The organism is Pseudomonas sp. B22(2017) (assembly GCF_002113105.1).
In the GTDB taxonomy this organism is placed as follows: Bacteria; Pseudomonadota; Gammaproteobacteria; order Pseudomonadales; family Pseudomonadaceae; genus Aquipseudomonas; species Aquipseudomonas asiatica.
Genome location: NZ_NEJN01000013.1, coordinates 37311 through 61329, shown reverse-complemented (window position 1 = coordinate 61329; position 24019 = coordinate 37311). Strand labels below are relative to the sequence as shown.

Sequence of the window (24019 nt, the reverse complement as noted above, 5' to 3'; positions counted from 1 at the left end):
ATACCGGGGGCTGCTGCGCAGCCCTTTCGCGACACAAGGCCGCTCCTACAAGCGTACGCGGTCCCCTGTAGGAGCGGCCTTGTGTCGCGAAAGGGCCGCACAGCGGCCCCCGAATCTAGAACCGATCCAACCGGTAAGCCCCCATCTCCGGTCCACTGGCCCGCTCGGCCAACCGCCCCACCCATTCCGCTGTCACCGCCGCCTGGGTCAAACCCAGGTGCTGATGCCCGAACGCCAACAGCACCCGCCCATCACACACCCGGTCGATCACCGGTAACGAATCTGGCAACGAAGGCCGGAAGCCCATCCAGGGCGTCGCTCCCTCAACACTCAGGTCCCTCCGGAACAACCCCTTGCTCAAGCGGTGCAACTGCCAAGCCCGCTGCATGCTCGGCGGCGCGTCCAGCCCGGCGAACTCCACCGTGCCGGCCAGGCGCAGGCCCTCGGCCATGGGCGTCATGATGAACTTGCGCTCCAGCGATGTGACTGCAAACGGCAAACGCTGATGCTCGCCAGGCAACATCAGGTGGTAGCCGCGCTCGGTGTCCAGTGGCACCCGCTTGCCGGTCAGTGCGGCGGTCAACCGCGCGGAATGCGCACCACAACTGATCAGCACCTGGCGGGCATCGAGCGTGCCCTGATCGCTGGCCAGGCTGACCCCGCCGCTGTGCAGCCGCCCGCCATCGACTTGTGCCTGGACAAAACGCACGCCATTGGCCTTGGCCGCTTCGAACAGTTCGCACACCACCCGGTAGGGGTCGATGAAGTGTCCGGTACGCGGGAAGAACAGCCCTCCCAGCAACGACGGGCTCAGTTGCGGCGCCGCCTCGCGCACAGTGTCGGCCGACCAGAAGTCCACCGCCACCGCTTGCTGTTGCATGCGCGTCCGCAAGGCCTCCAGGGCCTGGCGCGACTCCGGCCGCTCGAACACCAGCAGCGAGCCATCTTCCTGAAACAGTTCGCCGCGCCCGATCGAGCCTAGCAGCCGCTGCCAGGCACCCAGGCTGCCTTCGTTCAACGAGCGGATGCCGGCCACGCTGCGCTGGAACGGGCCAGGGCGCAGGTTGAGCAGCAGGCGGGTGAACCACGGCATGGCCTTGGGCAGGTACTTCCAGTCCAGGCGCAACGGGCCCATCGGGTCCAGCAACATGCGCGGCAGGCGTTTGAGAATCGACAGATCGGCAATCGGGAATACCTGCTCGGTGGCCAGGTGCCCGGCGTTGCCATAGGACGCGCCTCGACCGGGTGCCTGACGGTCGACCAGGGTTACCCGGCGGCCTTTGCGGGCCAGTTGCAGGGCACAGGCGACGCCGACAATGCCGGCGCCGACCACGGCGATATCGGTTTCAGCGGATTCGACCATGCTCAGCCTTCCCGTTTACCGTCGAGCAGGCGCCGAAGCTGCAGCGGGTTGCCGTGTTTCAGTGCCTGCGGCAGCAGGGCATCGGGGAAGTCCTGGTAGCACACCGGGCGCAGGAAGCGCAGGATCGCCGCCGTGCCCACCGAAGTGGTGCGGGCATCGGAGGTGGCCGGGAACGGCCCGCCGTGGACCATCGCGTCGCATACCTCTACACCGGTCGGCCAGCCATTGACCAGGATGCGGCCGGCCTTGCGCTCAAGGGTCGGCAGCAGGGCGCGGGCGCTGTCGATGTCGGCATCGTCCAGTTGCAGGGTGGCGGTCAGTTGGCCTTCCAGATGCTCGGCCACCTGGCGCACTTGCTCATCGTTGGCGCAGGCCACCACCAGCGACGCCGCGCCGAAGACTTCGGCCTGCAACGCCGGGTCGGCGAGGAACGCTTCGGCCTGGGTCACGAACAGCTGCGCCTGGCACTGGTTGGGGCCTTGCCCGGCCTGGCCACTGGCGGCGGCCTGGGCATTGGCGTTTGCGGTCAGGGCGCCGACCCCGGCCTGGTAGGCACTGAAAATGCCCGGGGTGAGCATGGTCTGCGCCGCAGCCTGGCGCACGTGTTCGCTGGCGGCGTCGATGAAGCGCTGCAACGCCGGCCCCTGGCGGGCAATCACCAGGCCGGGGTTGGTGCAGAACTGGCCGGCACCCTGGGTCAGCGAGGCGACGAAGCCTTGTGCCAGTGCCTCGGCGCGGGTCTGCAGGGCGGTGTCGAACAGGAACACCGGGTTGATCGAGCTCATTTCGGCGTACACCGGGATCGGCTCGGGGCGGGCCTGGGCCGCCTGGCACAGCGCAATGCCACCGCTGCGCGAGCCTGTAAAGCCAACGGCCTTGATGCGCGGGTCGCTGACCAGCGCAATGCCCACTTCACGACCGGAGCCGTACAACAGCGAAAACACACCGGCCGGCAAGCCGCATTGCTTCACGGCCTTTGCCACTGCCTGGCCGACCAGCTCGCTGGTGCCCGGGTGGGCGCCGTGGGCCTTGACCACCACCGGGCAACCGGCGGCCAGGGCCGAGGCGGTGTCGCCACCGGCCACCGAGAAGGCCAATGGGAAATTGCTGGCGCCGAATACCGCCACTGGCCCCAGGGCCACCTGGCGCTGGCGCAGGTCGGCACGCGGCAGGGGCTGGCGCTCAGGCAGGGCATTGTCGACCCGCACGTCCAGCCATTCGCCAGCCCGCACCACACGGGCGAAGGTGCGCAACTGGGTGCAGGTGCGGCCACGTTCGCCCTGGATGCGCGCCTTTGGCAGGCCGCTTTCTGCCACGGCGCGATCGATCAGGGCATCACCCAGCGCTTCGATCTGCGTGGCGATGGTTTCGAGGAATTGTGCCCGTTGCTCGAGCGAGGTTTCGCGGTAGGCATCGAACGCCGCCCAGGCCAGGGCGCAGGCCTGGGCCACGTGTTCGCCGGTGCCGCCGAGGTAGGCCGGTTCCAGCGCCTGGCCGGTGGCCGGGTCGATGCCACGGATGGCTTCGCGGCTGCCGGTTACCGGCGTCTGGCCGATCAGCAGGTTGCCTGTGAGGGTCATGGAGCCTCCTTTGGAATCAATATCAAGAGAGCGCGCGGCCTTTGTAGGAGCGGGTTTACCCGCGAAGCAGGCGATTCGGTGCCTGGCACCGGCTTCGCCGGTGTTCGCGGGTGAACCCGCTCCCACAGGGGCTGCGGCTCGGCCTGGAATCAGGTGATCAGGCCAGGTTCTGCTCAGCCGACCAGCTGGCGTACCAGCTGCGGAACAGCGCGTACTGCTGCTCGGCATAGTTGCGCTGGGCGTCGGTCAGCACGTCGGTCTCGTTGAAGTGCAGGCTGTATTCGCTGTCACCGTTCAGCACCATCAGGTGCTTGTAGTAGAGCACCAGGTCGCAGCCTTCATCGAACGACGACAGCACCGCCAGCGCCGCCTCCAGTTCACGCGCCAGTCGGCGGGCCTTGGCATCACCTTTGGCCGCCTGTTTGCTCAGGCTCACCAGGTGCAGCACCTCACGCGGCAGGGCGTTGCCGATGCCGGTGATGGCACCGGTGGCGTTGCAGTTGACGAAGCCATGTACCACCTGGGTGTCGACGCCGACCATCAGGGTCACGTCGTCATCCTTCGAGGTGATGTGCTCGGCGGCGTAGCGCAGGTCGGCGCCACCGCCGAACTCCTTGAAGCCGATCAGGTTGGGGAACTCGCTGCGCAGTTCGAAGAACAGGTCGGCGCGGGTGGCAAAGCCGTAGTACGGGCTGTTGTAGATAACCGCCGGCAGCTTCGGCGCGGCTGCCAGGATGGCCGAGAAGTGGTGCTTCTGGGCAATCAGCGAGGCGCCGCGGCTGAGCACGCGGGGGATGACCATGAGGCCGGCGGCACCAACCTTGGCCGCGTGGGCGGCGTGAGATACTGCTTCACGGGTGTTCACCGCGCCGGTACCGACGATGGTCGGGATGCCGGCGGCCACCAGGCGCGCCACGCCTTCCTGGCGCTCTGCTTCGGTCAGCAGCGGCCAGTCGCCCATCGAGCCGCAGTACACCACGGCGCTCATACCGGCCTCGATCAGTTCGCGGCCCTTGCGTACCAAGGCGTCGAAGTCCGGCTTGCGCTCGGCGGTGCAGGGGGTCATCAGGGCGGGCATGGTGCCGGTGAAGATGTTGTTGGTCATTGTTGTCACTCCTCGCGATATTCGTTTTTTTGGAAATAGCCGGGGTCAGATGCCCCAGGCGAACGGGTCCTGTTCGTCGATCAGCAGGGTGCTGTCGGCGGTGATGTAGGCGCGGCCGGTGATGAACGGGCGAATGCGTTCGCCGTCGCGCTCGTAGCGGCCCTGGAACTGGCTGCCGGTGATACTGGCCTGTACCCAGGTCAGGCCTTCGTCGAGCTTGCCGTCGGCGGCCAGGCAGGCCAGCTTGGCGCTGGTGCCCGTGCCGCAGGGCGAGCGGTCGTAGGCCTTGCCCGGGCACATCACGAAGTTGCGGCTGTCGGCGTTGGCGTCGTCGGCGAACAGTTCGACGTGGTCGATGGGGGCACCGTTTTCACCTGTGATGCCCTGGGCTTCGAGGGCCTTGAGCATCGCCCAGGTGTATTCGGTCAGCGCCTCGCGGTTGCCCAGCTCGATGCGCTGGCCGTGTTCGGAGACGAGGAAAAACCAGTTGCCACCCCAGGCGATGTCGCCGCGCACCGGACCATGGCCGGGCACGTCCACCAGCACCTGCTGGCGGTAGCGGTAGGACGGCACGTTGCCGACGGTTATGGCGCCGTCTTCATGCAGGGTGGCGCTGACCTGGCCGACCGGGGTATCGATCTTGTGTACGCCCGGTGCGATCAGGCCCAGGTGCTGCAGCGAGGCGACCAGACCGATGGTGCCGTGCCCGCACATGTTCAGGTAGCCAGCGTTGTTGAAGAAGATCACCCCGCACGTGGCGTCGGCCGATACCGGTGGGCAGTACAGCGCACCGACCAGCACATCGTTGCCGCGAGGCTCCAGCAGGCAGGCGCGGCGCCACTGGTCGTGCAGCTCTCGCAGTTCATCGCGCTGCTCGGCCATGCTGCGGCCATGCAGTTGCGGGAAGCCTTTCATCACCAGGCGGGTCGGTTCCCCGCCGGTGTGCGAGTCGATGACGTGAACGTGTTTCATGGGCATATCCATTCGAGAGTGGGTCAGGAGGCGACGGCGGCAGGGCACTGGCCTGGGTAGCTTTCGGAGGAGGCTTCGCTTTCATCCTCACCTTCCAGGCGCACCAGGTGGGCAGGCACGCCGGTGGCAGCGCCCCAGTAGTAGATGCCCAGCGCACAAGCGGCCACGACCAGGGTGTCGAACGGGTGGCCGAGCACTCCCAGGCCGCCGAAGCTGCCCAGCCACGACAACAGGATGGTCACCGCGTAGAAGCCGATCAGCCACGCCGACGAGCGCACTTGCTGGGCCAGCGACAGGTGCTGGGTCGGCACGAAGCGGCCGCACAGCAGGTACAGCACGAACATCACGATCTGCAGGGCCAGCAGCCACGACACGGTCTTCCAGCCCGACCAGTACACGATCAGCGCGGCGATGATGAATGACAGCGGGCCGAGCACGCCCATGCCCTTGACCCGGAACGGGCGCGGCATGTCGGGGGCGTTGCGGCGCAGGGCGGCGACGGTGACCGGGGCCACGGCGTAGCTCAGTACCAGGGCGGCGGAAACCACGTTGATCAGCGCTTCCCAGGACGGGAACGGCAGGGTCCAGAACACCGACAGGCCAAAGGTCAGCCAAAGCGCCGGGCGCGGGATGCCGGACTCGGCGTCGATACGGGTGAAGTACTTGAAGAAGGTGCCGGTCTGCGCCCAGCCATAGACCACGCGCGGGGTAGCGTTCATGTAGATGTTGCCGCAGCCGCTGGGCGAGATCACCGCGTCGGCCACCACCAGATAGGCCAGCCAGCCCACACCCAGGGCCAGGGCGATGTCGCGATAGGGCAGGGCCAGTTCCTTGGTCACCGCGGCCCAGCCGTTGCTCAGCATTTCGGTCGGCACGCTGCCGAGGAAGGCCAGTTGCAGCAGGGCGTAGATCGCGGTGGACAGCAGTACCGAGAGGATCAGCGCGATGGGGATGGTGCGTTGCGGGTTCTTCACCTCGCTGGCCACCGAAATGATCGGCGTCAGGCCCAGGTAGGCGAAGATGATGCCACCGGCCGATACCGCCATTTCAACGCCGGACAGACCGAACGGGGCAAAGCCCTGGACCTCGAAGTTTTCCGGCTTGAAGAAGGTGAACAGCACGCCGATGACCAGCAGCGGCACGATGAACTTGAACACGCTGACCAGGTTGTTGGCCTTGGCGAAGGTTTTAACGCTGCGGTAGTTAAGGAAGAAAAACAGCCCCAGCAGGGCGAACTGCACCAGCCAGCCAAGCACGGTCGGGTCGCTGGAGCCGGCCTTGGTCAGCCCGGGGAACCAGGCGGCGGCGTATTGGCGCGAGGCGACCACTTCGATGGCGATCAGGCTGGAAAAGGCGATCAGGGTGATGAAGCCCATCAAGTAGCCCAGCAGCGGGCCATGGGAGTAAACCGGGTAGCGCACCACGCCCCCGGCGCGCGGCAGGGCAGCACCCAGTTCGCAATAGACGATGCCCAGCAACAGCACGGCGAAGCCGCCAAGGAACCAGGACAGGATGCCGGCCGGGCCGGCGATGGCCGAGACGTGGCTGGCGGCGAACAGCCAGCCGGAGCCGAAGATGGCACCTAGGCCGATGAAGGTGAGGTCCAGCAATGACAACTGTTTTTTGAATTTGCCTGACATGGGTTCGCCTTTTTGTTGGTTATTGGATAGGCAGGTCTGATGTCACGAGATGCGGCTTTTTGGGCCGCGCTCTTGTAGGACTTGGGGCGGCTTGCGTGGGGCATAGAGTGGACCGATCGGGGCGGCGGTTCTTGATGGTTTTCTGCAGGGGGGATGACGAAATCGGCACAGTTGCAAAAAAGCAGTAGCTAGGTGCAGGGGGGTGGAATACGCTCTAGGCCATACTGGGCAAGGGTTTGAGAGATGCAGTGCTGGTGCCTGGCTCTTCGCAGCACAAGGCTGCTCCTACAGAGTCCGCACAAGTCTCGAAGGCATCGCGCCCCTTGTAGGAGCAGCCTTGCGCTGCGAAGAGGCAGGCACAGCCAACAGAGAACCGACAGATGATCGACACCCCCCTGGCAACCCTGTACCAGTCCCTCGACCAGCACCGCCCCGCCAACCTCGAGGCCCTGCTCGCTGGTGTGTCCCTGCTGCTGCCGATCCTCGACGCCATCCCCAACGCCGCGATCTTCATCAAGGACCCGGCCGCCCGCTATGTGCTGGCCAACAACACCCTGGTCCAGCGCTGTGGCCTCAAGCGCCTGCAACCGCTGCTGGGCAAGACCAGCGCCGAAGTGTTCCCGGCACAGCTGGGCCCCGGCTACACCGAGCAGGACTGTCGCGTTCTCAAGGAAGGCCTGGTGCTGGAAGACCAGCTGGAGCTGCACCTGTACGGCAGCCGCGAGCCTGGCTGGTGCCTGACCCACAAGCGCCCGCTGTACAACCAGGCCGGCGAGATCATCGGCCTGGTCGGCATCTCGGTCGACTTGCAGTCAGCCGCCGACAGCCACCCCGCCTACCAGCGCCTGGCGGCGGTGGACGAGCATATCCGGCGGCATTTCCACCAGCCGATCAGCATGGGCGAGCTGACCCGTATCGCTGGCATTTCCGTGGCCCAGCTGGAGCGCTACTGCAAGCGTGTGTTCCACCTCACGCCACGGCAGATGATCCACAAGGCACGCCTGGAGCACGCCCACCGTTTGCTGCATTCGGAACTGCCGATCACTGAAGTGGCGATGTGCTGCGGCTATACCGACCACAGCGCCTTCAGCCGCCAGTTCAAGCAACTGACCGGCTTCACCCCGCGCCAGTACCGCCAGGCAACCAGCGCTCAGTTGGCCTGAAACAGCGCCCGCGCCTCATCGAAGCACTGCTCGGCAATTGCCGAACGCGGTTCGCTGCGGCGCAGCAGTAGGCCGACCGGGCTGTGGATGGCGGCGTCGGCCACCGGCAGGATGCGCAGGTGCTCGCTCAGGTCTTCCAGGCCGCAGTCCAGCGGCATGACCGCACAGCACATGCCGGTGTTGATGGCTTGGATCAGCTGGAAGCTCGAGTCGCTTTCCAGTACCGCATTCGGCTCCAGGCCACGGCTGCGAAAACTCAGGTCCAGCGACTGGCGGTAGTGCATGCCTTTGCTCAGCAGGCCCAGCGGAATGTCGCCCAGCTCGTCCCAGCGCAGGGTGTCGCTGGCGAACTGGTAGTGCCGGGTATCGTGCAGCAGGCCCATGGTGGTGGTGCCCAGTTCGATCACTTCGAAGAAGCTGGTGTTGACCTGGTCCAGGTAGCAGATGCCCAGGTCGAGCTGGTTGCGGCTGAGCCCGTCGATCACCTGTTCCGAGCTGAGCGAGCTGATCTGGAAGTGCAGTTCGGGGTATTTTTCACGCAGCGGCAGCAGCAGGTGCATGGGGTTGAAGCTGGCCAGCGGCACCGTGCCCAGGCGCAGGCTGCCGACCACCTGGCCGCGGCAACTGGCGGCTTCGGCCTGCAAGCCATCGTGCGCGGCGAGCAGGGTACGGGCCCAGGCCAGGATTCGCTCGCCCGCTTCGGTGAAACCTTCGAAGCGCTGGCCGCGCTTGACCAGTACCAGGTCCAGCTCGTCCTCCAGGTTGCGCAGGCGCATGGACAGCGTCGGCTGGGTGATATGGCACAGCGCCGCCGCCTGGCCGAAGTGGCGGGTCTGGTCGAGGGCGATGAGGAATTTGAGCTGCTTGATGTCCATGGAGGTGCCTGGTATCGGGTTATGCAGACCTTAACCCACGTCTGCGATAGATGTCATTGATGAGTCGGTACGCCATATCGATTGGACGCCCCCGGGCCATGCCTCTAGCGTGGCGGCAATGCCACTCGAGGAGCCCCACCGTGCGCGTCCAACCCGATGCGGTCTTCGTACCGCTCAACATCGCCGTGCTGACAGTCAGCGATACCCGTACCTACGACAACGACACTTCCGGTGAGCTGCTGGCCAGCCGCTCGGTGGAGATCGGCCACCGCCTGGTGGCGCGGGCGTTGCTCAAGGACGACCTTTACAAGATCCGCGCCCAGGTCGCCACCTGGATTGCCGACGAACAGGTGCAGGTGGTGCTGATCACCGGCGGTACCGGTTTTACCGGGCGTGACAGCACGCCGGAAGCGGTCGAGTGCCTGCTGGACAAGCGCATCGATGGCTTTGGCGAACTGTTCCGGGCCCTGTCGATTCTCGATATCGGCACCTCGACCGTGCAGAGCCGGGCGCTGGCCGGGCTGTCCAACCGCACGTTGGTGTGCTGCCTGCCGGGCTCCACCGGGGCCTGCCGTACGGCGTGGGAGGGCATCCTGGCGGAGCAGCTGGATGCGCGGCACCGGCCGTGCAACTTCGTCAAGCACCTGAAGCCGATCGAGGCCTGTGCAAGCCGGGGCTGATCTTTCGTCTGTCCTGGCCTCTTCGCGGGTAAACCCGCTCCCACAGGTATCGCGCAGGGTTCGAAACCTGTGGGGCCCTGTAGGAGCGGGTTTACCCGCGAAAGGGCCGGCACAGGCCACTGCATTCAGTCAGCTCAATACATGGTCCACAGGCAACAACGCCGGCGGTAGCTGTTGTTCCCCCAACCCCGCCAGCACATCGCGCTCCACGGTCCGCACCATGGCATCGGTCGGCAGGTCGTTCTCATCGCGCCCGAACGGGTCTTCCAGTTCGTTGCCAATCGCATCCAGCCCGAAGAACGTGTACCCCACGATGGTGGTGAACAGCGGCGCCAGCCAGCCCAGCGGCTCGGCCAGGGCAAACGGCAGCAACAGGCAGAAGATGTAGATGGTGCGGTGCAGCAACAGCGTGTAGGGGAACGGCAACGGCGTGCCCTTGATCCGCTCGCAGGTAGCCTGCACTTCGGTCAGCCCCACCAGCCGCTGCTCCAGCAGGCTGTAGCGCCAGTCACTGATCTGCTGCTGTGTTGCCAGCCGCGAGCAGTGCCCGCCGATTTCGCGCAGGATGGCGTCGCACACGTTGTGCGGGCTGATCGCATCGGGCCGGGCCAGCCAGGGCCGGGCGGCGGCCAGTTCGTCCTCGCTGCGCAGCCGAGCATTCAGCGCATGGGCAAAGCCGCACAGGCTGCGCAACAGTTCGGCACGCAGGGTTTCGTCGGTAATCACCAGGCTTTCGCGCACGAACGAACGGGTTTCGATGATCAGCTTGCCCCAGGCCTTGCGCCCCTCCCACCAGCGGTCATAGCAGGCGTTGTTGCGAAAACTCATGAAAATCGACAGTGACAGGCCCAGCAAGGTGAACGGGGTGGCGCTGACCGGGTAGAAAAACGCCGGGAAATGCCGCTCGACCAACACGATCAGCGCGGCCAGCAGGGTGATCGTCAGGCAACGCAGGGCGATGCGCTTGACGATCGAACCCTTGAGGGTGAACAGCACACGCAGCACATCGGGGGTGGGGTGGACGATCATGGAAATCCAGAGACGGCTGCCTAGCCGCCGGTCATGTTCATGAAACGCAGGATCTGCACGTCGCCACCGACTTCGAAATGATGGCGGTAGGGCTTGAGGTGCAAGGAATCACGAATGGCCTTTTCCAGGCGTTCGGGGTTGCCGGGGTGGGCGCGCAGAACCTGCTTCAGGTCCACCGAGTGTTCATTGCCCAGGCACAGCAGCAGGCGGCCTTCGACGGTGAGTCGCACGCGGTTGCAGGTGGCGCAGAAGTTGTGGCTGTGTGGCGAAATGAAGCCGACCCGAGTATTGGCGGCTTCGGCCAGGCGCCAGTAGCGGGCGGGGCCCTGGGACGACTCGGTCGATTCGACCAATGTGAACTGCTCGGCCAGCAGCGCACGTACTTCGTCACTGGAGCAGAACGACTCGCCGCGTTCATGTTCGCTGATCACGCCCAAGGGCATTTCTTCGATGAAGGTGATGTCCAGTTCGCGGTCGATGGCAAAGCGCACCAGGTCGACCAGTTCGTGGTCGTTGCGGCCTTTGAGGACTACGCAGTTGAGCTTGGTGCGCTTGAAACCGGCCTGGCGGGCGGCGTCGATGCCGGCGATCACCTGGTGCAGGTCGCCGGTGCGGGTCAGTTGCTTGAAGCGCTCGGCGTCCAGGCTGTCGAGGCTGATGTTCAGGCGCGTGACACCTGCGTCGAACAGCGGCTGGGCCAGGCGCCCGAGTTGCGAGCCGTTGCTGGTCAGGCACAACTCGCGCAGGCCGGGCAGGGCGGCGATGCGCCCGCACAGGTCGACGATGCCCTGGCGCACCAGCGGCTCGCCGCCGGTCAGGCGGATCTTGCGGGTGCCAAGGGCGACGAAGCGCTCGGCCACCTGGAGCAGTTCCTCGAGGCTGAGGATTTGTTGGCGCGGCAGGAACTGCATGTCCTCGGCCATGCAGTACACGCAACGGAAGTCGCAGCGGTCGGTGACCGACATCCGCAGGTAGTCGATTTTCCGGTTGAAGCCGTCGATCAGGGCCCGGCTGTTCTGTTCCACGTTCGCGCTCGAATGGGTAGGGACTCAATCCAAGCTATAACTTGGGCGCAGGGCCGTCAAATTGCTTTGTCCGACCGATTGATCGATGGCCTCTATCACTTGGCGCAGCATCTTCAGCGTCTATGAGATCGAGCGCCGCCCGCGCGGCGCTTCGCGGCACAAGGCCGCTCCCACATTTGTTTCGGGCCAGTCACTCCTGTGGTTTCACCTCTGTCCGCCTTGTTTGTTCCATTCGATATCGAACGGTACGCCACTGCACCCCATCAATCTCCAGCCATGCACCAAAGCTGCAACCCACCTGTCACAGGAATAACTGGCCCGAAACAAATGTGGGAGCGGCCTTGTGCCGCGAAGCGCCGCGCGGGCGGCGCTCGATCTCATAGGCGCTGAAGATTCTGTGGCAAGCACCTGGCAGCCCCAACACATCTCCAGAAAATACCCATGATCGAAACCGCCTATCACCCCGTAAGATCTTTCGATTGGACGGCTCTACCCCACGCTCCATAGGCTGAAAAAAAGCATCGAAGCGTGAGGATTCACCGCATGAGCCAGGACCAACATATCAGGGACTACAAAGGCGCCGCCGCCGGCTGGGGGGCGCTCAAGAGCGTGACCAAGAGCTGGCTGGGCAGCGACAATGCCTTCAAGAACCTGCGGGCCATGCTCAAGACCAACCAGAACGGCGGCTTCGACTGCCCCGGCTGCGCCTGGGGCGAGTCGCCGGAAAACGACATGGTCAAGTTCTGCGAGAACGGCGCCAAGGCAGTCAACTGGGAAGCTACCGGCCGCTCGGTGGACCCGGCGTTCTTCGCCAGGTACAGCGTCAGTGCGCTGGCCGAGCAGACCGACTACTGGCTGGAGTACCAGGGCCGCCTGACCCACCCGATGCGCTACGACGCGGCCACCGACCACTATGTGGAAACCAGCTGGGAAGAAGCCTTTGCGCTGGTTGCCCAACACTTGCGCGCACTCGAATCGCCTGACCAGGCCGAGTTCTACACCTCGGGCCGGGCCAGCAACGAGGCGGCGTTCCTCTACCAGCTGTTCGTCCGCGCCTACGGCACCAACAACTTCCCCGACTGCTCGAACATGTGCCATGAAGCCAGCGGCGTGGGCATGTCGGAAACCCTCGGCGTGGGCAAGGGCACCGTGGTGTTCCACGATCTGGAACTGGCCGATGCCATCTTCGTCATCGGCCAGAACCCCGGCACCAACCACCCGCGCATGCTCGAACCGCTGCGTGAAGCGGTGAAGCGTGGTGCCCAGGTGGTCTGCTTCAACCCGCTCAAGGAGCGCGGCCTGGAGCGCTTCCAGCACCCGCAGCACCCGTTCGAGATGCTCAGCAATGGCTCCGAACCAACCAACACGGCCTACTTCCGCCCGGCCTTGGGCGGCGACATGGCAGTGATGCGCGGCATTGCCAAGTACCTGCTGCAGTGGGAGCGCGAAGCCCAGGCCAATGGCGAACCGGCAGTGTTCGACCATGCCTTCATCGCCGAGCACACCAGTGGCATCGACGCATACCTGGAAACCGTGGATGCCACGCCCTGGGCGCACATCGTCGAGCAATCGGGCCTGACCCAGGCCGAGATCGAACTGGCCGCGCGCATGTACCGCAAGGCCGAACGGGTGATCATGTGCTGGGCCATGGGCGTCACCCAGCACCGCCACTCGGTGCCGACCGTTCAGGAAATCGTCAACCTGCAGCTGCTGCGCGGCAACGTCGGCAAGCCCGGCGCCGGCCTGTCACCGGTGCGTGGCCACAGCAACGTGCAGGGCGACCGCACCATGGGCATCGACGAGAAGCCCGGGTCGGCGCTGCTCGATGCCATCGAAAAACGCTTCCAGTTCCGCGTGCCGCGTGCCCACGGGCACAACGCGGTGCTGGCGATCAAGGCCATGGAAGAGGGGCGGGCCAAGGTGTTCATCGGCCTGGGTGGCAACTTTGCCCAGGCCACGCCGGATACGCCGCGCACCCATGCGGCCATGCGTAATTGCGCGCTGACCGTGCAGATTTCCACCAAGCTCAACCGCTCGCACCTGGTCACCGGCCGCGATGCGTTGATCCTGCCGTGCCTGGGCCGTACCGAAATCGACATGCAGGCCAGCGGGCCGCAAGGCGTGACCGTGGAGGACACCTTCAGCATGGTGCACATCTCCCACGGCCAGCTGCGCCCGCGCTCGCCGCACCTGCGCTCGGAGCCGTGGATCATCGCCGGCATGGCCCAGGCGACCCTGGGCAAGCAGCCGATCGACTGGGAATACGCTGTTGCCGACTACGGCCGCATCCGCAGCATGATTGCCGATGTGATCCCCGGCTTTGCCGCTTTCAACGAGCGCCTGCAGCACCCGGGCGGCTTCCACCTGGGCAACAATGCCGCCGACCGTACCTGGCGCACGGCCACAGGCAAGGCGCGCTTCAGCCCGCACCGGCTGCCGGAGCAACTGGTGAATGCCAAGGTGCTGGCGCGCGGTGACAAGCCCGACCTGATCTTGCAGACCCTGCGTTCGCATGATCAGTACAACACCACCCTGTATGGCCTGGACGACCGTTATCGCGGGGTGTTCGGCCTGCGTGAAGTGGTGTTCGTCAACGAGGCGGACATCCGCCGTATGGGCTTCGAGCCGGGCGAGCATGTGGACCTGGTGTCGCTGTGGGAAGATGGCGTGGAGCGGCGGGTCTCGGGCTTTCGCCTGGTGGCTTATGACGTGCCCGAGGGGCAGGCGGCGGCCTATTACCCAGAGACCAACCCGCTGGTGCCGCTGGAAAGCTATGGCGAGGGGACCTATACCCCGACCTCGAAGTTCGTGGCGATCAAGGTCGAGAAAGCCAAGGCCGGGAACCGGATTGCGGCGGTGCTGGCCGCGGATTGACAGGTAGCCTGCAAGGGCCCTATCGCCGGCAAGCCAGCTCCCACAGGGACCGCACAGATTTCAGAACCTGTGACGTACCTGTGGGAGCTGGCTTGCCGGCGATAGGGCCGGTACTGCCATACAGGAATCAGGAACGGTTCACCGGGTAAGCCGTGGTGTACTTCATCTGCTCCATGGCAAAACTGGAAGTGATGTTCGACAGCCCATCAGTACTGGTGATCAGCTTTTTATAAAACCGGTCATACGCCGCAATATCTCCCACCACCACCCGCAGCATGTAATCCCAGTCCCCCGACATGCGGTAGAACTCCATCACTTCCTCGAACCCGGTCACGGTCGCGGCAAACTGCTCCAGCCAGGCGCTGTCGTGGCGCTGGGTCTTGAGCTGGACGAACACCGTCAGCCCCAACCCCAGCCGTTCCGGGTCTAGCAGGGCGACACGGCCGACAATGTAGCCGTCTTCCTCCAGGCGCTTGACCCGCTTCCAGCACGGCGTGCTAGACAGGTTTACGGCCTCGGCCAGGTCCTTGAGCGAGATCGAGGCGTCGCGCTGAAGCAGGGTGAGAATGTGCTGGTCGAAGCTGTCCATATCGCGCGTGGGCCGTGGAGAAAAATATTTCACAGATTACCCCAAGGCCAGAAGATTTGGGTTGTGCGATAGTTGCAGCTTTCACTCTGCCAATGGGCCTGACCATGTCCGACAAGCCGCGCAATTTCGCCACCCGTACCATTCACGCCGGTGAGCAGTTCAGCGTCGCCGATAACGCTATTTTCCCGGCGATCGTCACCGCCAGCTCGTTCACCAAGCGCAGCCTCGACGACAAGCCGGAATACTCCTACAGCCGTGTCGGCAACCCCACCCGGCATGCCTATGAAACCTGTGTCGCCGCCCTGGAAGAGGGCGTTGGCGCGGTCGCCTGCGCCTCGGGTGTGAACGCCACCGCCACCGTGCTGGAGTTGCTGCCCAAGGATGCCCACGTGGTGGTGATGAACGGCGTGTACGGCGGCACCTTCCGCATCATGGAAGACTACCGCAGCCGCACCTCGGGCCTGACCACCACCTACGTCGACCTGAACGACCTCGAGGCGGTGGCCGCCGCCATCAAGCCGGAAACCCAGCTGATCTGGATCGAATCGCCGACCAACCCGTTGCTGCACCTGGTCGACATCAAGGCGGTGTGCGACCTGGCCAAGTCGCGGGGCATCCTCACCTGCATCGACAACACCTTCTGCTCGCCGTGGAACCAGCGCCCGATCACTCTGGGCGTGGACCTGGTGATGCACTCGGCCAGCAAGTACATCGGCGGCCACTCCGACCTCACCGGTGGCGTGGTGGTAGCTGCCAATGATGCGCTGTTGGCGCGCCTGCGCCGCATCAGCATGGCGATTGGCGCGGTGCAGGGGCCGTTCGACTGCTACCTGGCCCTGCGCGGTCTGAAGACCCTGGATGTGCGCATGGAGCGCCAGTGTGCCAATGCCCTGCAGGTGGCGCGCTTCCTCGAAAGCCACGCGCAGATCGAGCAGGTGTATTACCCGGGGCTGGAGAGCCACCCGCAGCATGAGCTGTGCAAACGGCAGATGCGCAGTGGCGGGGCGGTGGTGGCGATGAAGGTCAAGGGCGACCGCGCCGCGCTCAACCGCCTGGTGGAGGCGCTGCAGATCTTCGTGCTGGCCGACTCGCTGGGCGGGGTGGAAAGCATGATCAACCACTCCTGGAGCATGTCGCACTGCTCGCTGAGCCCGGAGCAGAAGGGCGTGATGGGGATCAGCGAGAACCTGCTGCGGTTGTCGGTGGGGATCGAGGATTACCGCGACCTGGTCGAGGACCTGGATGGGGCGTTGAAGGCTGCGGCTGGTATGTGAGGGCTGCTGGCCTCTTCGCGGGTAAACCCGCTCCCACAGGGGCTCCGCTGCCTTCAGGTCTGGCGCTGTACCTGTGGGAGCGGGTTCACCCGCGAAGAGGCCGGTGGATTCAATGAATTCCTGTCAGGATTTGGGCGGATGAATGATCCGTTCGATCTTGTCCTTGATCAGCAACCGCTCCTTGCGCAGGCGGTTGACGGCTTCGTCGTTGGTGCCGTTGCCTTCGGCGGCGACCACCTCTTTGTCTTTGGCGTTGTATTCCTTGTGCAGTGAGTGCAGCGTCTGGTCCTTGTCCATGAGCGCCTGGAATGCATCAGCGGTAACGTGCAGGTCAGCGAGCAGATCATGCGGAACTGGCATTTCTTCACCTCTGTCGGGGGTTGGCGGATGGTTCTGACCTTTGAGGATAGTCGTCTTTGCGCAGGTAGGGGACTGGGGTAGGCTGTCGCATCTCCCCGTGACCCGGAACCTGCGCCATGCCTCACCTGAACCTGGAATACAGCGACAACCTGCGCGAGCTGAATGTCGATACCCTGCTGCTGCGCCTGAACCATGCCCTGGTCGGCAGTGGCCAGTTCGCCGACGAGGCCGACATCAAGAGCCGCGCCCAGGCCTTCGGCCAGTTTCGCGTGGGCACCGCGCCCGGCGAGCGTGCCTTTGCCCATGTGCGCCTGGCCATCCTCAGCGGGCGCTCGCCCGAGGTGAAGACGCAATTGTCCGCCAGCCTGCTGGATGTGCTGCGAGAGGCCATCCCCGAGCAACCGGGGCTGGACATCCAGCTGTGCGTGGAAGTGCTGGACATCGACCGCGAGCCGTATGCCAAGGAACGCCTGCCAAGCTGAACAAGCGCTGAGTGAACTTCTTTTAATGTAGAAAAGGCGCCTGCTCACGAATTTGTTGGCGTCTTTTTCACAAAATATTGATGGCACGCTTTCTAGAGTTCAGCCAAGTTTCCCGGTGCCGCGCAGGCCCTCGGGCTGATAATCACTCTTGATTGCGAACACTGATGCTCAACTTCAAATCCCTGCGGACTGAATGGGTCACGCTGCTGGCCAGCCTTTACCTGCTGATCGGCTTCAATGTCTTCCTTTGGCAGCATCTTGAACAGGTCGTGCCGCCCGGTTTGCCGGGGCTTTGGCTGAGCCTGGCGTTTGCCGTGCTGATGCTGTTCGCGTTCAACCTGATCCTCACGTTGTTCGCCTTCCGTTATGTATTGAAGCCAATACTTGTCGTGTTGTTCATGAGTGGCGCGGGTGTGGCTTACTTCATGAACCAGTACGGCGTACTTATTGATGCGGGCATGTTCCGCAATATCGCGGAAACCAACGTGGCGGAAGTGCGTGACCTGCTTTCGTTGAAGTTTGCCTTGTATATCCTGGGCCTCGGTGTAGTGCCTTCGGTGCTGTTGTGGAAGGCGCCGATCGCCTATCGCGCCTGGCACCGTGAACTGCTCGGCAAGCTGGTGGTTGGCGGTGCCTGCGTGGTGGCCCTGGGCTCGGTGGCACTGGTCAACTACCAGGGCCTGTCGTCGCTGTTTCGCAACCACCACGAACTGCGCCTGATGCTCACCCCCAGCAACATCGTGGGTGCCTCCATTGGTTATGTCAGCGAGCGTGTCGGTACCGCATCGCGGCCCTTCCAGCATTATGGCGAAGATGCCAGGCGTGATGCCGCCTGGCAAAAGCACGAACGCAAGTCGCTGACCGTGCTGGTGGTGGGCGAAAGTGCGCGGGCAGACCACTTCGGCGTGCTCGGCTACAACCGCGATACCACACCGAACCTTGCCAGGGAACAGGGCCTGCTGGCGTTCTCCGATGTGCACTCCTGCGGCACGGAAACCGCCGTTTCGGTGCCGTGCATGTTCTCTGGCATGAAGCGCAAGGACTACGATGCCCGCGTGGCGAAGAACCGCGAAGGGTTGCTGGACATCCTCCAGCGTACCGGCCTGGCGGTGCAGTGGCGTGACAACCAGTCGGGCTGCAAGGGTACCTGCGACCGCGTGCAGTTCATCGATGTCAGCAAGCTCCAGGACCCGCAGTTGTGCGCTGATGGTGAATGCCATGACCAGATCCTGCTGCAGGGCCTGGGTGAGCTGATCGACAACCTCGACAAGGACACCGTGCTGGTGCTGCACCAGATGGGCAGCCACGGGCCTGAATACTTCAAGCGCTACCCCGGCGCCGACCAGCGCTTTGCCCCGGTGTGCCAGAGCAACGCGCTGGACCAGTGCAGCGAGCAGGAAATCGTCAACGGCTACGACAACACCCTGGCCTATACCGACAAGGTGCTGGCCTCGCTGATCGACACCCTGCGCAGCAAGCAGGACAAGGTCGACACGGCGATGATCTACCTGTCCGACCATGGCGAGTCGCTGGGTGAGTACAACCTGTTCCTGCACGGCACGCCTTACGCCATCGCCCCCGAGCAGCAGAAGCACGTGCCGTTGCTGACCTGGTTCTCCGACAGCTACAAGGAGGACTTCGGCGTCGACACCGACTGCCTGGCCAAGCTCAGCGATGCGCCGCTGTCGCAGGACAACCTGTTCCACTCGATGCTCGGCCTGTTGCAGGTGCGTACCGAGGTCTACCAGCAATCGCTGGACATGTTCGCCAGCTGCCGGCCGTGGCTGGCGGCCAAGCGCTGAGTCTGACTGCACACGGGCACTGTAGGAGCAGCCTTGTGCTGCGAAGGGGCCGGTACAGCCAATACAGCACCATGATCAGTGCACCGGCTCTTTCGCAGCACAAGGCTGCTCCTACAAAAAGGCGCCGGTGCAGCACCGTTTATCTATTCCAGGGATGGCGCAGGTTTCACCAGCAGTGCCCGCGCCGTATATACTGCGCGCCAATGTTAGTGGGAGAGCCTCGTGGCCATCGAAATACACTGGATCCGTGACGACCAGAGCCTGGCCGAACACTGCCGCGACTGGCACCAGCTGCCCTTTGTCGCCGTCGATACCGAATTCATGCGGGTCGACACCTTCTACCCGAAAGCCGGGCTGATCCAGATCGGCGATGGCCAGCGTGCCTTCCTGATCGACCCGTTGCTGATCGGCAACTGGCAACCCCTGGCCGAACTGCTGGATGACAGCGGTGTGGTCAAGGTGCTGCACGCCTGCAGCGAAGACCTCGAAGTGCTGTTGCGCCTGACCGGCAAGCTGCCACAGCCGCTGTTCGACACCCAATTGGCCGCCGGCTACCTGAACCTGGGCTTCTCCATGGGCTATTCGCGCCTGGTGCAGGATGTGCTGGGTATCGACCTGCCCAAGGGCGAAACCCGCTCCGACTGGCTGCAGCGCCCGCTCTCGGAAACCCAGGTCAGCTATGCCGCCGAGGATGCCGTGCACTTGGCCGAGCTGTTCACCGTGTTGCGCCCGCGCCTGAGTGACGACAAGTACGCCTGGGTGCTGGAGGACGGGGCCGAGCTGGTGGCCGCATTGCGCCGCGAGGTCGAGCCCGAAAGCCTGTACCGCGACGTCAAGCTGGCCTGGAAGCTGGCCCCCCAGCAACTGGCAGTGCTGCGTGAGCTGTGTGCCTGGCGCGAGCGTGAAGCGCGCAACCGCGACGTACCGCGCAATCGCATCCTCAAGGAGCACTCGCTGTGGCCCATGGCCAAGAGCCAGCCGAGCAACCTGTCGGCGCTGGCCAAGATCGACGAGATGCATCCGCGCACCATTCGTCAGGACGGTGAGTTCCTCATCCAGCTGATCAAGCGTGCCGCCAGCCTGCCAGCCGAGCAATGGCCACAGGCCTTGCCCGAGCCTTTGCCGATCGAGGCCGCAGGTATCCTCAAGCAGCTGCGTGCCATCGGCCAGGCCGAAGGTGAGCGCCTGGGCATTGCCCCCGAGCTGATGCTGCGCAAAAAAGCCCTGGAAGCGCTGCTCAAGAGCGGCTACCCCAATGGCCCCTATCAATTGCCCGATTCGCTGCGCGGCTGGCGCCGTGAGCGCATGGGCCAGGCCCTGCTGGACAGCCTCGCAGGCGCCGGAGAGACCCGATGAAACGCATTTGCTCTATCTACAAGAGCCCCCGCAAGAACGAAATGTACCTGTACGTGCTCAAGGCCGACGGCCTGGAGCGCGTGCCCGAAGGCCTGCTGCCGTTCTTCGGCACCCCCGTGCACGCCTTCGATCTGGTGCTGACTCCCGAGCGCAAGCTGGCCCGCGAGGACATCGCCAAGGTGCTGGAAAACCTCGACAACCAGGGTTATCACCTGCAGATGCCGCCGCCGGAAGACGACTACATCGAGCACCTGCCCGAAGAGTTGCTGCGCCGTAACGACCCTGCCTGATCATGCGAGTACTGATTGCTGAGCATGATCATGCTCGATACGCCGAGATTTTGCGTGCAGCCGCGCCTGAGCTGGAAGTCCTGACCAGCGGCGACTCCGCCGAACTGGCACGCCAGGCGCCACAGTGCCCGGTGTGGCTGGGCCAGCCGGACCTGCTGGCAAGCCTGTTGCGCCAAGGCCACAAGCCGGGCTGGATGCAGTCCACCTGGGCCGGTATCACCCCGCTGCTGGCCGAGGGCCTGCCGCGCGACTATCGCCTGACCCGCGCCGTGGGCATCTTTGGCCAGGTGATGGCCGAGTACATGCTCACCTACATGCTCGGCCATGAGCGCGAGGTGCTGTCGCGGCTGGTCAGCCAGGTCGAGCGTCGTTGGGACGACCGCCCGGGGCGGACCCTGGAAGGGCGCAAGGTGCTGATCGTCGGCACTGGCGACATTGGCCAGCGGGTGGCCGAGTTCCTGCAGGCGTTTGGCGTGGTGCTGTATGGCGTTGCCAGCAGCGCCCGCGAGCAGGCGCCGTTCGTCGAGGTAGCGGCGCTGGCCGACCTGCCGCGCATGGTGGGTCAGGTCGACTACGTACTCAACCTGCTGCCGGATACCCCGGCAACCCACGACCTGTATGATGCGGCACTGTTCAAGTGCTTCCAGCCCACGGCGCTGTTCATCAATGCCGGGCGCGGCGCTGCGGTGGTCGACGCTGACCTGGTCGAGGCACTGAAGGAAGGGCACCTGGCGGGGGCGGTGATCGATGTCTGCCGGCAGGAGCCGTTGCCCAGGCAACACCCGTTCTGGACGGCGTGGGGCTTGCTGCTGACCGGGCACAGCTCGGCACCCACCTCGCCGACGGCGATGGTGCGGTTGTTTGTCGAGAATGTGCGGGCGTTCACGGCAGGGCAGGGGTTGCGAGGAGAAGTGGACTTCGCCCGGGGCTATTGATTTTGTAGTGCCTGTACCGGCCTCTTCGCAGCACAAGGCTGCTCCTACAGGTTTTTTTCACTGTGCTGTAGGAGCAGCCTTGTGCTGCGAAAGGGCCGGTACAGCCAATGCAAGGCTTACAGGCTGAAATCACCCTCGGCAGCCAGCTCGCTCAGTGGCTTGCGCGGGCTCGGGACTTCACGCGCCTGCAGCGCTTCGTTCAGGCTGGCCTTGTCGCCCAGCTTGCCGATCGCCACCATGGCATGCAGCACGTAGCCTTCAGGAACCTTAAGCTCCTGCCGCGCCAGTTCCTGGTCGAAACCGGCCATGCCATGGGTATGCCAGCCGCTGATGCTGGCTTGCAGGGCCAGGTGCCCCCAGGCGGAGCCGGTGTCGAAGGTGTGCCACAGCGCCGGTCTTTCTTCCGTGGCGCCCGGGGCGGCGTAGGTGGTCTTGGAAATCACCAGCACCAGCGCCGATGCCTGTTGCGCCCAGCTGCGGTTGGCCGGCACCAGCAGGTTCAGGTAACGCTCCCAGTTCGGCGTGTCACGGCGGGCATAGAGGAAGCGCCAAGGTTGCGAGTTGTTCGCCGACGGCGCCCAGCGTGCAGCTTCGAGGAAGCTCAGCAAGGTTTCTTCGCTGATCGGCTCGGCGGTGAAGGCACGTGGCGACCAGCGGTTGATGAACTGCTCGTTGATGGCGTAATCGGCAATGCGGGGGTTGGCGCTCATGGCGGCTCCTGCAAAAGGGCGGTAAACGCGCACGCTACTGCGTCGCGTCGCGACTGACAAGCGGTCTGGCTTTGCCGAAGGCCAGGCTCTAGACTGGCGCCGCCGCGCGCCGTGGCCCCAAGATGAATGCAGGAAACCCGTGTCATGATCGCTGAAAACGCGCCGTTCTGGCAGCGCAAGACCCTCGAGCAACTCAGCCCGCAAGAATGGGAGTCGCTGTGTGATGGTTGCGGCCTGTGCTGCCTGCAAAAGCTCGAGGACGAGGACGACAACAGCGTCTATTACACGCGTATCGCCTGCAAACTGCTGGATCTTCACACCTGTCAGTGCAGCGATTACCCCAACCGCTTCGCCCAGGTACCTGACTGCATCCAGCTCACCCCGGGCAAGGCCGACCAGTTCAAGTGGCTGCCGAGTACCTGCGGCTACCGCCTGGTCAGTGAGGGCAAGGACCTGCCGGCCTGGCACCACCTGGTCTGCGGTGATCGCCAGCAGGTCCATGAACAGCGCATTTCCCAGTCGGGGCGCATGCTCAGTGAACACGATGTGCACGAAGACGACTGGGAAGACCACCTGATCTTCCGCGCCAGCTGACCACCGGCGCGGCCCGCTGCCACGGGGAAACAAGGAGTTTCTGTATGCGTTGCCAGCTGTTGTTGCTGTTTGGCCTGATGGCCAGTTCGCCGGCCTGGGCGAAAAAGGTCGACCTCGACTATCAGGTGCGCCTGTTACCAGCCAGCGGCCAGGCGGAGGTCCGCCTAACCTTGGCCGAAGGCAGTGCCGTGCGCAGTCTGGATTTCGACCTGGGCAAGGCTGGGGCCTACAGCGGCTTCCAGGCTGATGGCCAATGGCAGTTGCAGGGCCAGCGCGGCGTGTGGCAACCGGCGGCCGGCAAGACCAGCCTCAGCTACCGCGTGCAGCTGGACCAGAAACGCGGCAGCGGCGCCTATTCGTCGCGCATCACCCCGCATTGGGCGCTGTTCCTCGGCGACCAACTGGTGCCGCCTGCGCGCCTCGACCAGCAGGATGGCACCGAACTGGTGGCGCGGCTGGCGTTCGACCTGCCGGAGGGCTGGAAGAGCATTGAGACCTCCTGGCCGCGCATCGGCAAGGACAAGTTCCGCATCGACAACGTTTCGCGCCTGTTCGACCGCCCCACAGGCTGGATGCTCGCCGGCGACCTGGGCAGCCGCCGCGCCCGCCTGGGCGAAACCGAGGTCACCGTGGCCGCACCGGTGGGGCAGGGTATGCGGCGCATGGACAACCTGACCATGCTGACCTTTGTCTGGCCGCAATTGCAGGCGGTTTTCCCGCGCAACCCGCCGAAGCTGCTGTTGGTCGGCGCTCGCGACGGCATGTGGCGTGGGGCGACCGCCGCGCAGGGCTCTTTGTACCTGCACAGTGCCCGGCCGATGGTCAGCGAGAATGGCAGCAGCCCGTTGCTGCGCGAAGTGGTGCAACTGTTTGCGCAGATCCATGGGCGTGATGGCAGTGACTGGCTGGTGGAAAGCCTGAACGACTACTATGCCAGCGAGTTGCTGCGCCGCTCGGGCGGGGTGAGTGACGACCGTTACGAGGCTTGGCAGGCGCGCCTGAGTAAGCAGGGCGCCAAGGTCACCCGGCTCAAGGGCGAGCATGCCACCCCGGCGCAGGTGGCGCGCGGGGTGATGCTGTTGCAAGCGCTGGACAAGGAAATCCGCATCCACACTCAGGCCAAACGCTCGCTGGACGATGTGGCACGCGGGTTGATGCGCCTGCCCAGCGTCAGCACCGAAGACTTCGTGCAGATCAGCGAGAACGTGCTGGGGCGGCGCTCAGAGGTGTTGCAGAGCAAGGCGTTGCGCTAGGCCTCTCTATTGCCAGTGCTGACCCTTTCGCGGGCACGCCCGCTCCCACAGGTGCCGCGCAAGTTTCG

The 24019-nt window shown here is 64.6% G+C and carries 22 protein-coding genes; 11 read left to right on the top strand and 11 right to left on the bottom strand.

All coding sequences use genetic code 11. The annotated features are described in order from the left end of the window. Positions 1-115: 115 nt before the first annotated feature. The 5 genes from CAG18_RS21765 to CAG18_RS21745 form a co-directional block, all read right to left on the bottom strand. Complete coding sequence (locus CAG18_RS21765) at positions 116-1363, bottom strand: FAD-binding oxidoreductase (RefSeq protein ID WP_085721523.1); 1248 nt, start codon at positions 1361-1363, stop codon at positions 116-118. Between the two features lie 2 nt (positions 1364-1365). Then, positions 1366-2943 carry an aldehyde dehydrogenase (NADP(+)) gene (locus CAG18_RS21760; RefSeq protein ID WP_085721522.1) on the bottom strand — a complete coding sequence of 526 codons (1578 nt, stop codon included), beginning with the start codon at positions 2941-2943 and terminating at the stop codon, positions 1366-1368. Between the two features lie 157 nt (positions 2944-3100). Beyond that, on the bottom strand, positions 3101-4048 hold the full coding sequence (locus CAG18_RS21755; RefSeq protein ID WP_013973780.1) for a dihydrodipicolinate synthase family protein: 948 nt from the start codon (positions 4046-4048) through the stop codon (positions 3101-3103). A 45-nt stretch (positions 4049-4093) separates the two neighbouring features. Further along, positions 4094-5020, bottom strand: a complete 927-nt coding sequence (locus CAG18_RS21750) for a 4-hydroxyproline epimerase (protein ID WP_085721521.1) — start codon at positions 5018-5020, stop codon at positions 4094-4096. 23 nt (positions 5021-5043) lie between these two features. Further along, positions 5044-6660, bottom strand: coding sequence for an APC family permease (locus tag CAG18_RS21745; RefSeq protein WP_061552675.1), 1617 nt, complete (start codon positions 6658-6660; stop codon positions 5044-5046). Between the two features lie 380 nt (positions 6661-7040). On the opposite strand from CAG18_RS21745, the gene CAG18_RS21740 reads away from it, so the two are divergent. Further along, complete coding sequence (locus CAG18_RS21740) at positions 7041-7823, top strand: AraC family transcriptional regulator (protein ID WP_085721520.1); 783 nt, start codon at positions 7041-7043, stop codon at positions 7821-7823. Here CAG18_RS21740 and CAG18_RS21735 read toward each other — a convergent pair. Further along, the gene (locus tag CAG18_RS21735; protein ID WP_054573756.1) at positions 7811-8698 is read right to left on the bottom strand and encodes a LysR family transcriptional regulator; all 888 of its coding nucleotides are present in this window, start codon (positions 8696-8698) and stop codon (positions 7811-7813) included. The genes CAG18_RS21740 and CAG18_RS21735 overlap by 13 nt on opposite strands. A gap of 140 nt (positions 8699-8838) precedes the next feature. Here CAG18_RS21735 and moaB point away from each other — a divergent pair, with 140 nt between their 5' ends. Then, entirely contained in the window at positions 8839-9378 is a 540-nt protein-coding gene (gene moaB / locus CAG18_RS21730; protein ID WP_003259533.1) for a molybdenum cofactor biosynthesis protein B, read from the top strand. Between the two features lie 129 nt (positions 9379-9507). On the opposite strand, the gene CAG18_RS21725 is transcribed toward moaB, so the two are convergent. Both CAG18_RS21725 and moaA read right to left on the bottom strand, forming a co-directional pair. Continuing rightward, a complete protein-coding gene (locus tag CAG18_RS21725; RefSeq protein ID WP_013973775.1) occupies positions 9508-10407 on the bottom strand; it encodes a bestrophin family protein in 900 nt (299 codons plus the stop codon). A 20-nt stretch (positions 10408-10427) separates the two neighbouring features. Then, entirely contained in the window at positions 10428-11432 is a 1005-nt protein-coding gene (gene moaA, locus CAG18_RS21720; protein ID WP_039613983.1) for a GTP 3',8-cyclase MoaA, read from the bottom strand. A gap of 543 nt (positions 11433-11975) precedes the next feature. Between moaA and CAG18_RS21715 the strand changes: the two genes are divergently transcribed. Further along, positions 11976-14306, top strand: coding sequence for an FdhF/YdeP family oxidoreductase (locus CAG18_RS21715; protein WP_085721519.1), 2331 nt, complete (start codon positions 11976-11978; stop codon positions 14304-14306). 127 nt (positions 14307-14433) lie between these two features. On the opposite strand, the gene CAG18_RS21710 is transcribed toward CAG18_RS21715, so the two are convergent. Then, entirely contained in the window at positions 14434-14895 is a 462-nt protein-coding gene (locus CAG18_RS21710; RefSeq protein WP_085721518.1) for an Lrp/AsnC family transcriptional regulator, read from the bottom strand. 92 nt (positions 14896-14987) lie between these two features. On the opposite strand from CAG18_RS21710, the gene CAG18_RS21705 reads away from it, so the two are divergent. After that, positions 14988-16169: a PLP-dependent aspartate aminotransferase family protein gene (locus CAG18_RS21705; protein ID WP_085721517.1), complete on the top strand. Its 1182-nt coding sequence runs from the start codon at positions 14988-14990 to the stop codon at positions 16167-16169. A 123-nt stretch (positions 16170-16292) separates the two neighbouring features. Here CAG18_RS21705 and CAG18_RS21700 read toward each other — a convergent pair whose 3' ends face one another. Beyond that, positions 16293-16529 (bottom strand): YdcH family protein, encoded by a 237-nt coding sequence (locus CAG18_RS21700; RefSeq protein WP_075046038.1) that lies wholly within the window; start codon positions 16527-16529, stop codon positions 16293-16295. 116 nt (positions 16530-16645) lie between these two features. Between CAG18_RS21700 and CAG18_RS21695 the strand changes: the two genes are divergently transcribed. From CAG18_RS21695 to CAG18_RS21675, 5 genes are all read left to right on the top strand, one after another. After that, positions 16646-17011 carry a 5-carboxymethyl-2-hydroxymuconate Delta-isomerase gene (locus CAG18_RS21695; RefSeq protein WP_085721516.1) on the top strand — a complete coding sequence of 122 codons (366 nt, stop codon included), beginning with the start codon at positions 16646-16648 and terminating at the stop codon, positions 17009-17011. Positions 17012-17175: 164 nt separating this feature from the next. Next, the gene (locus tag CAG18_RS21690; RefSeq protein WP_085721515.1) at positions 17176-18813 is read left to right on the top strand and encodes a phosphoethanolamine transferase; all 1638 of its coding nucleotides are present in this window, start codon (positions 17176-17178) and stop codon (positions 18811-18813) included. A 222-nt stretch (positions 18814-19035) separates the two neighbouring features. Then, positions 19036-20169 carry a ribonuclease D gene (gene rnd, locus CAG18_RS21685; protein WP_013973768.1) on the top strand — a complete coding sequence of 378 codons (1134 nt, stop codon included), beginning with the start codon at positions 19036-19038 and terminating at the stop codon, positions 20167-20169. Next, positions 20166-20459: a YcgL domain-containing protein gene (locus tag CAG18_RS21680; RefSeq protein WP_015271354.1), complete on the top strand. Its 294-nt coding sequence runs from the start codon at positions 20166-20168 to the stop codon at positions 20457-20459. Before rnd ends, CAG18_RS21680 begins: the two co-directional genes overlap by 4 nt. A gap of 2 nt (positions 20460-20461) precedes the next feature. Continuing rightward, entirely contained in the window at positions 20462-21394 is a 933-nt protein-coding gene (locus tag CAG18_RS21675) for a D-2-hydroxyacid dehydrogenase (protein WP_085721514.1), read from the top strand. Between the two features lie 116 nt (positions 21395-21510). Here the strand turns inward: CAG18_RS21675 and CAG18_RS21670 are convergent, their stop codons facing one another. Beyond that, entirely contained in the window at positions 21511-22104 is a 594-nt protein-coding gene (locus CAG18_RS21670; RefSeq protein ID WP_015271352.1) for a nitroreductase family protein, read from the bottom strand. A gap of 144 nt (positions 22105-22248) precedes the next feature. Here CAG18_RS21670 and CAG18_RS21665 point away from each other — a divergent pair, with 144 nt between their 5' ends. Beyond that, positions 22249-22698 (top strand): YcgN family cysteine cluster protein, encoded by a 450-nt coding sequence (locus CAG18_RS21665; RefSeq protein ID WP_015271351.1) that lies wholly within the window; start codon positions 22249-22251, stop codon positions 22696-22698. 44 nt (positions 22699-22742) lie between these two features. Continuing rightward, positions 22743-23951: a hypothetical protein gene (locus CAG18_RS21660; protein ID WP_013973763.1), complete on the top strand. Its 1209-nt coding sequence runs from the start codon at positions 22743-22745 to the stop codon at positions 23949-23951. Positions 23952-24019: the final 68 nt, after the last annotated feature.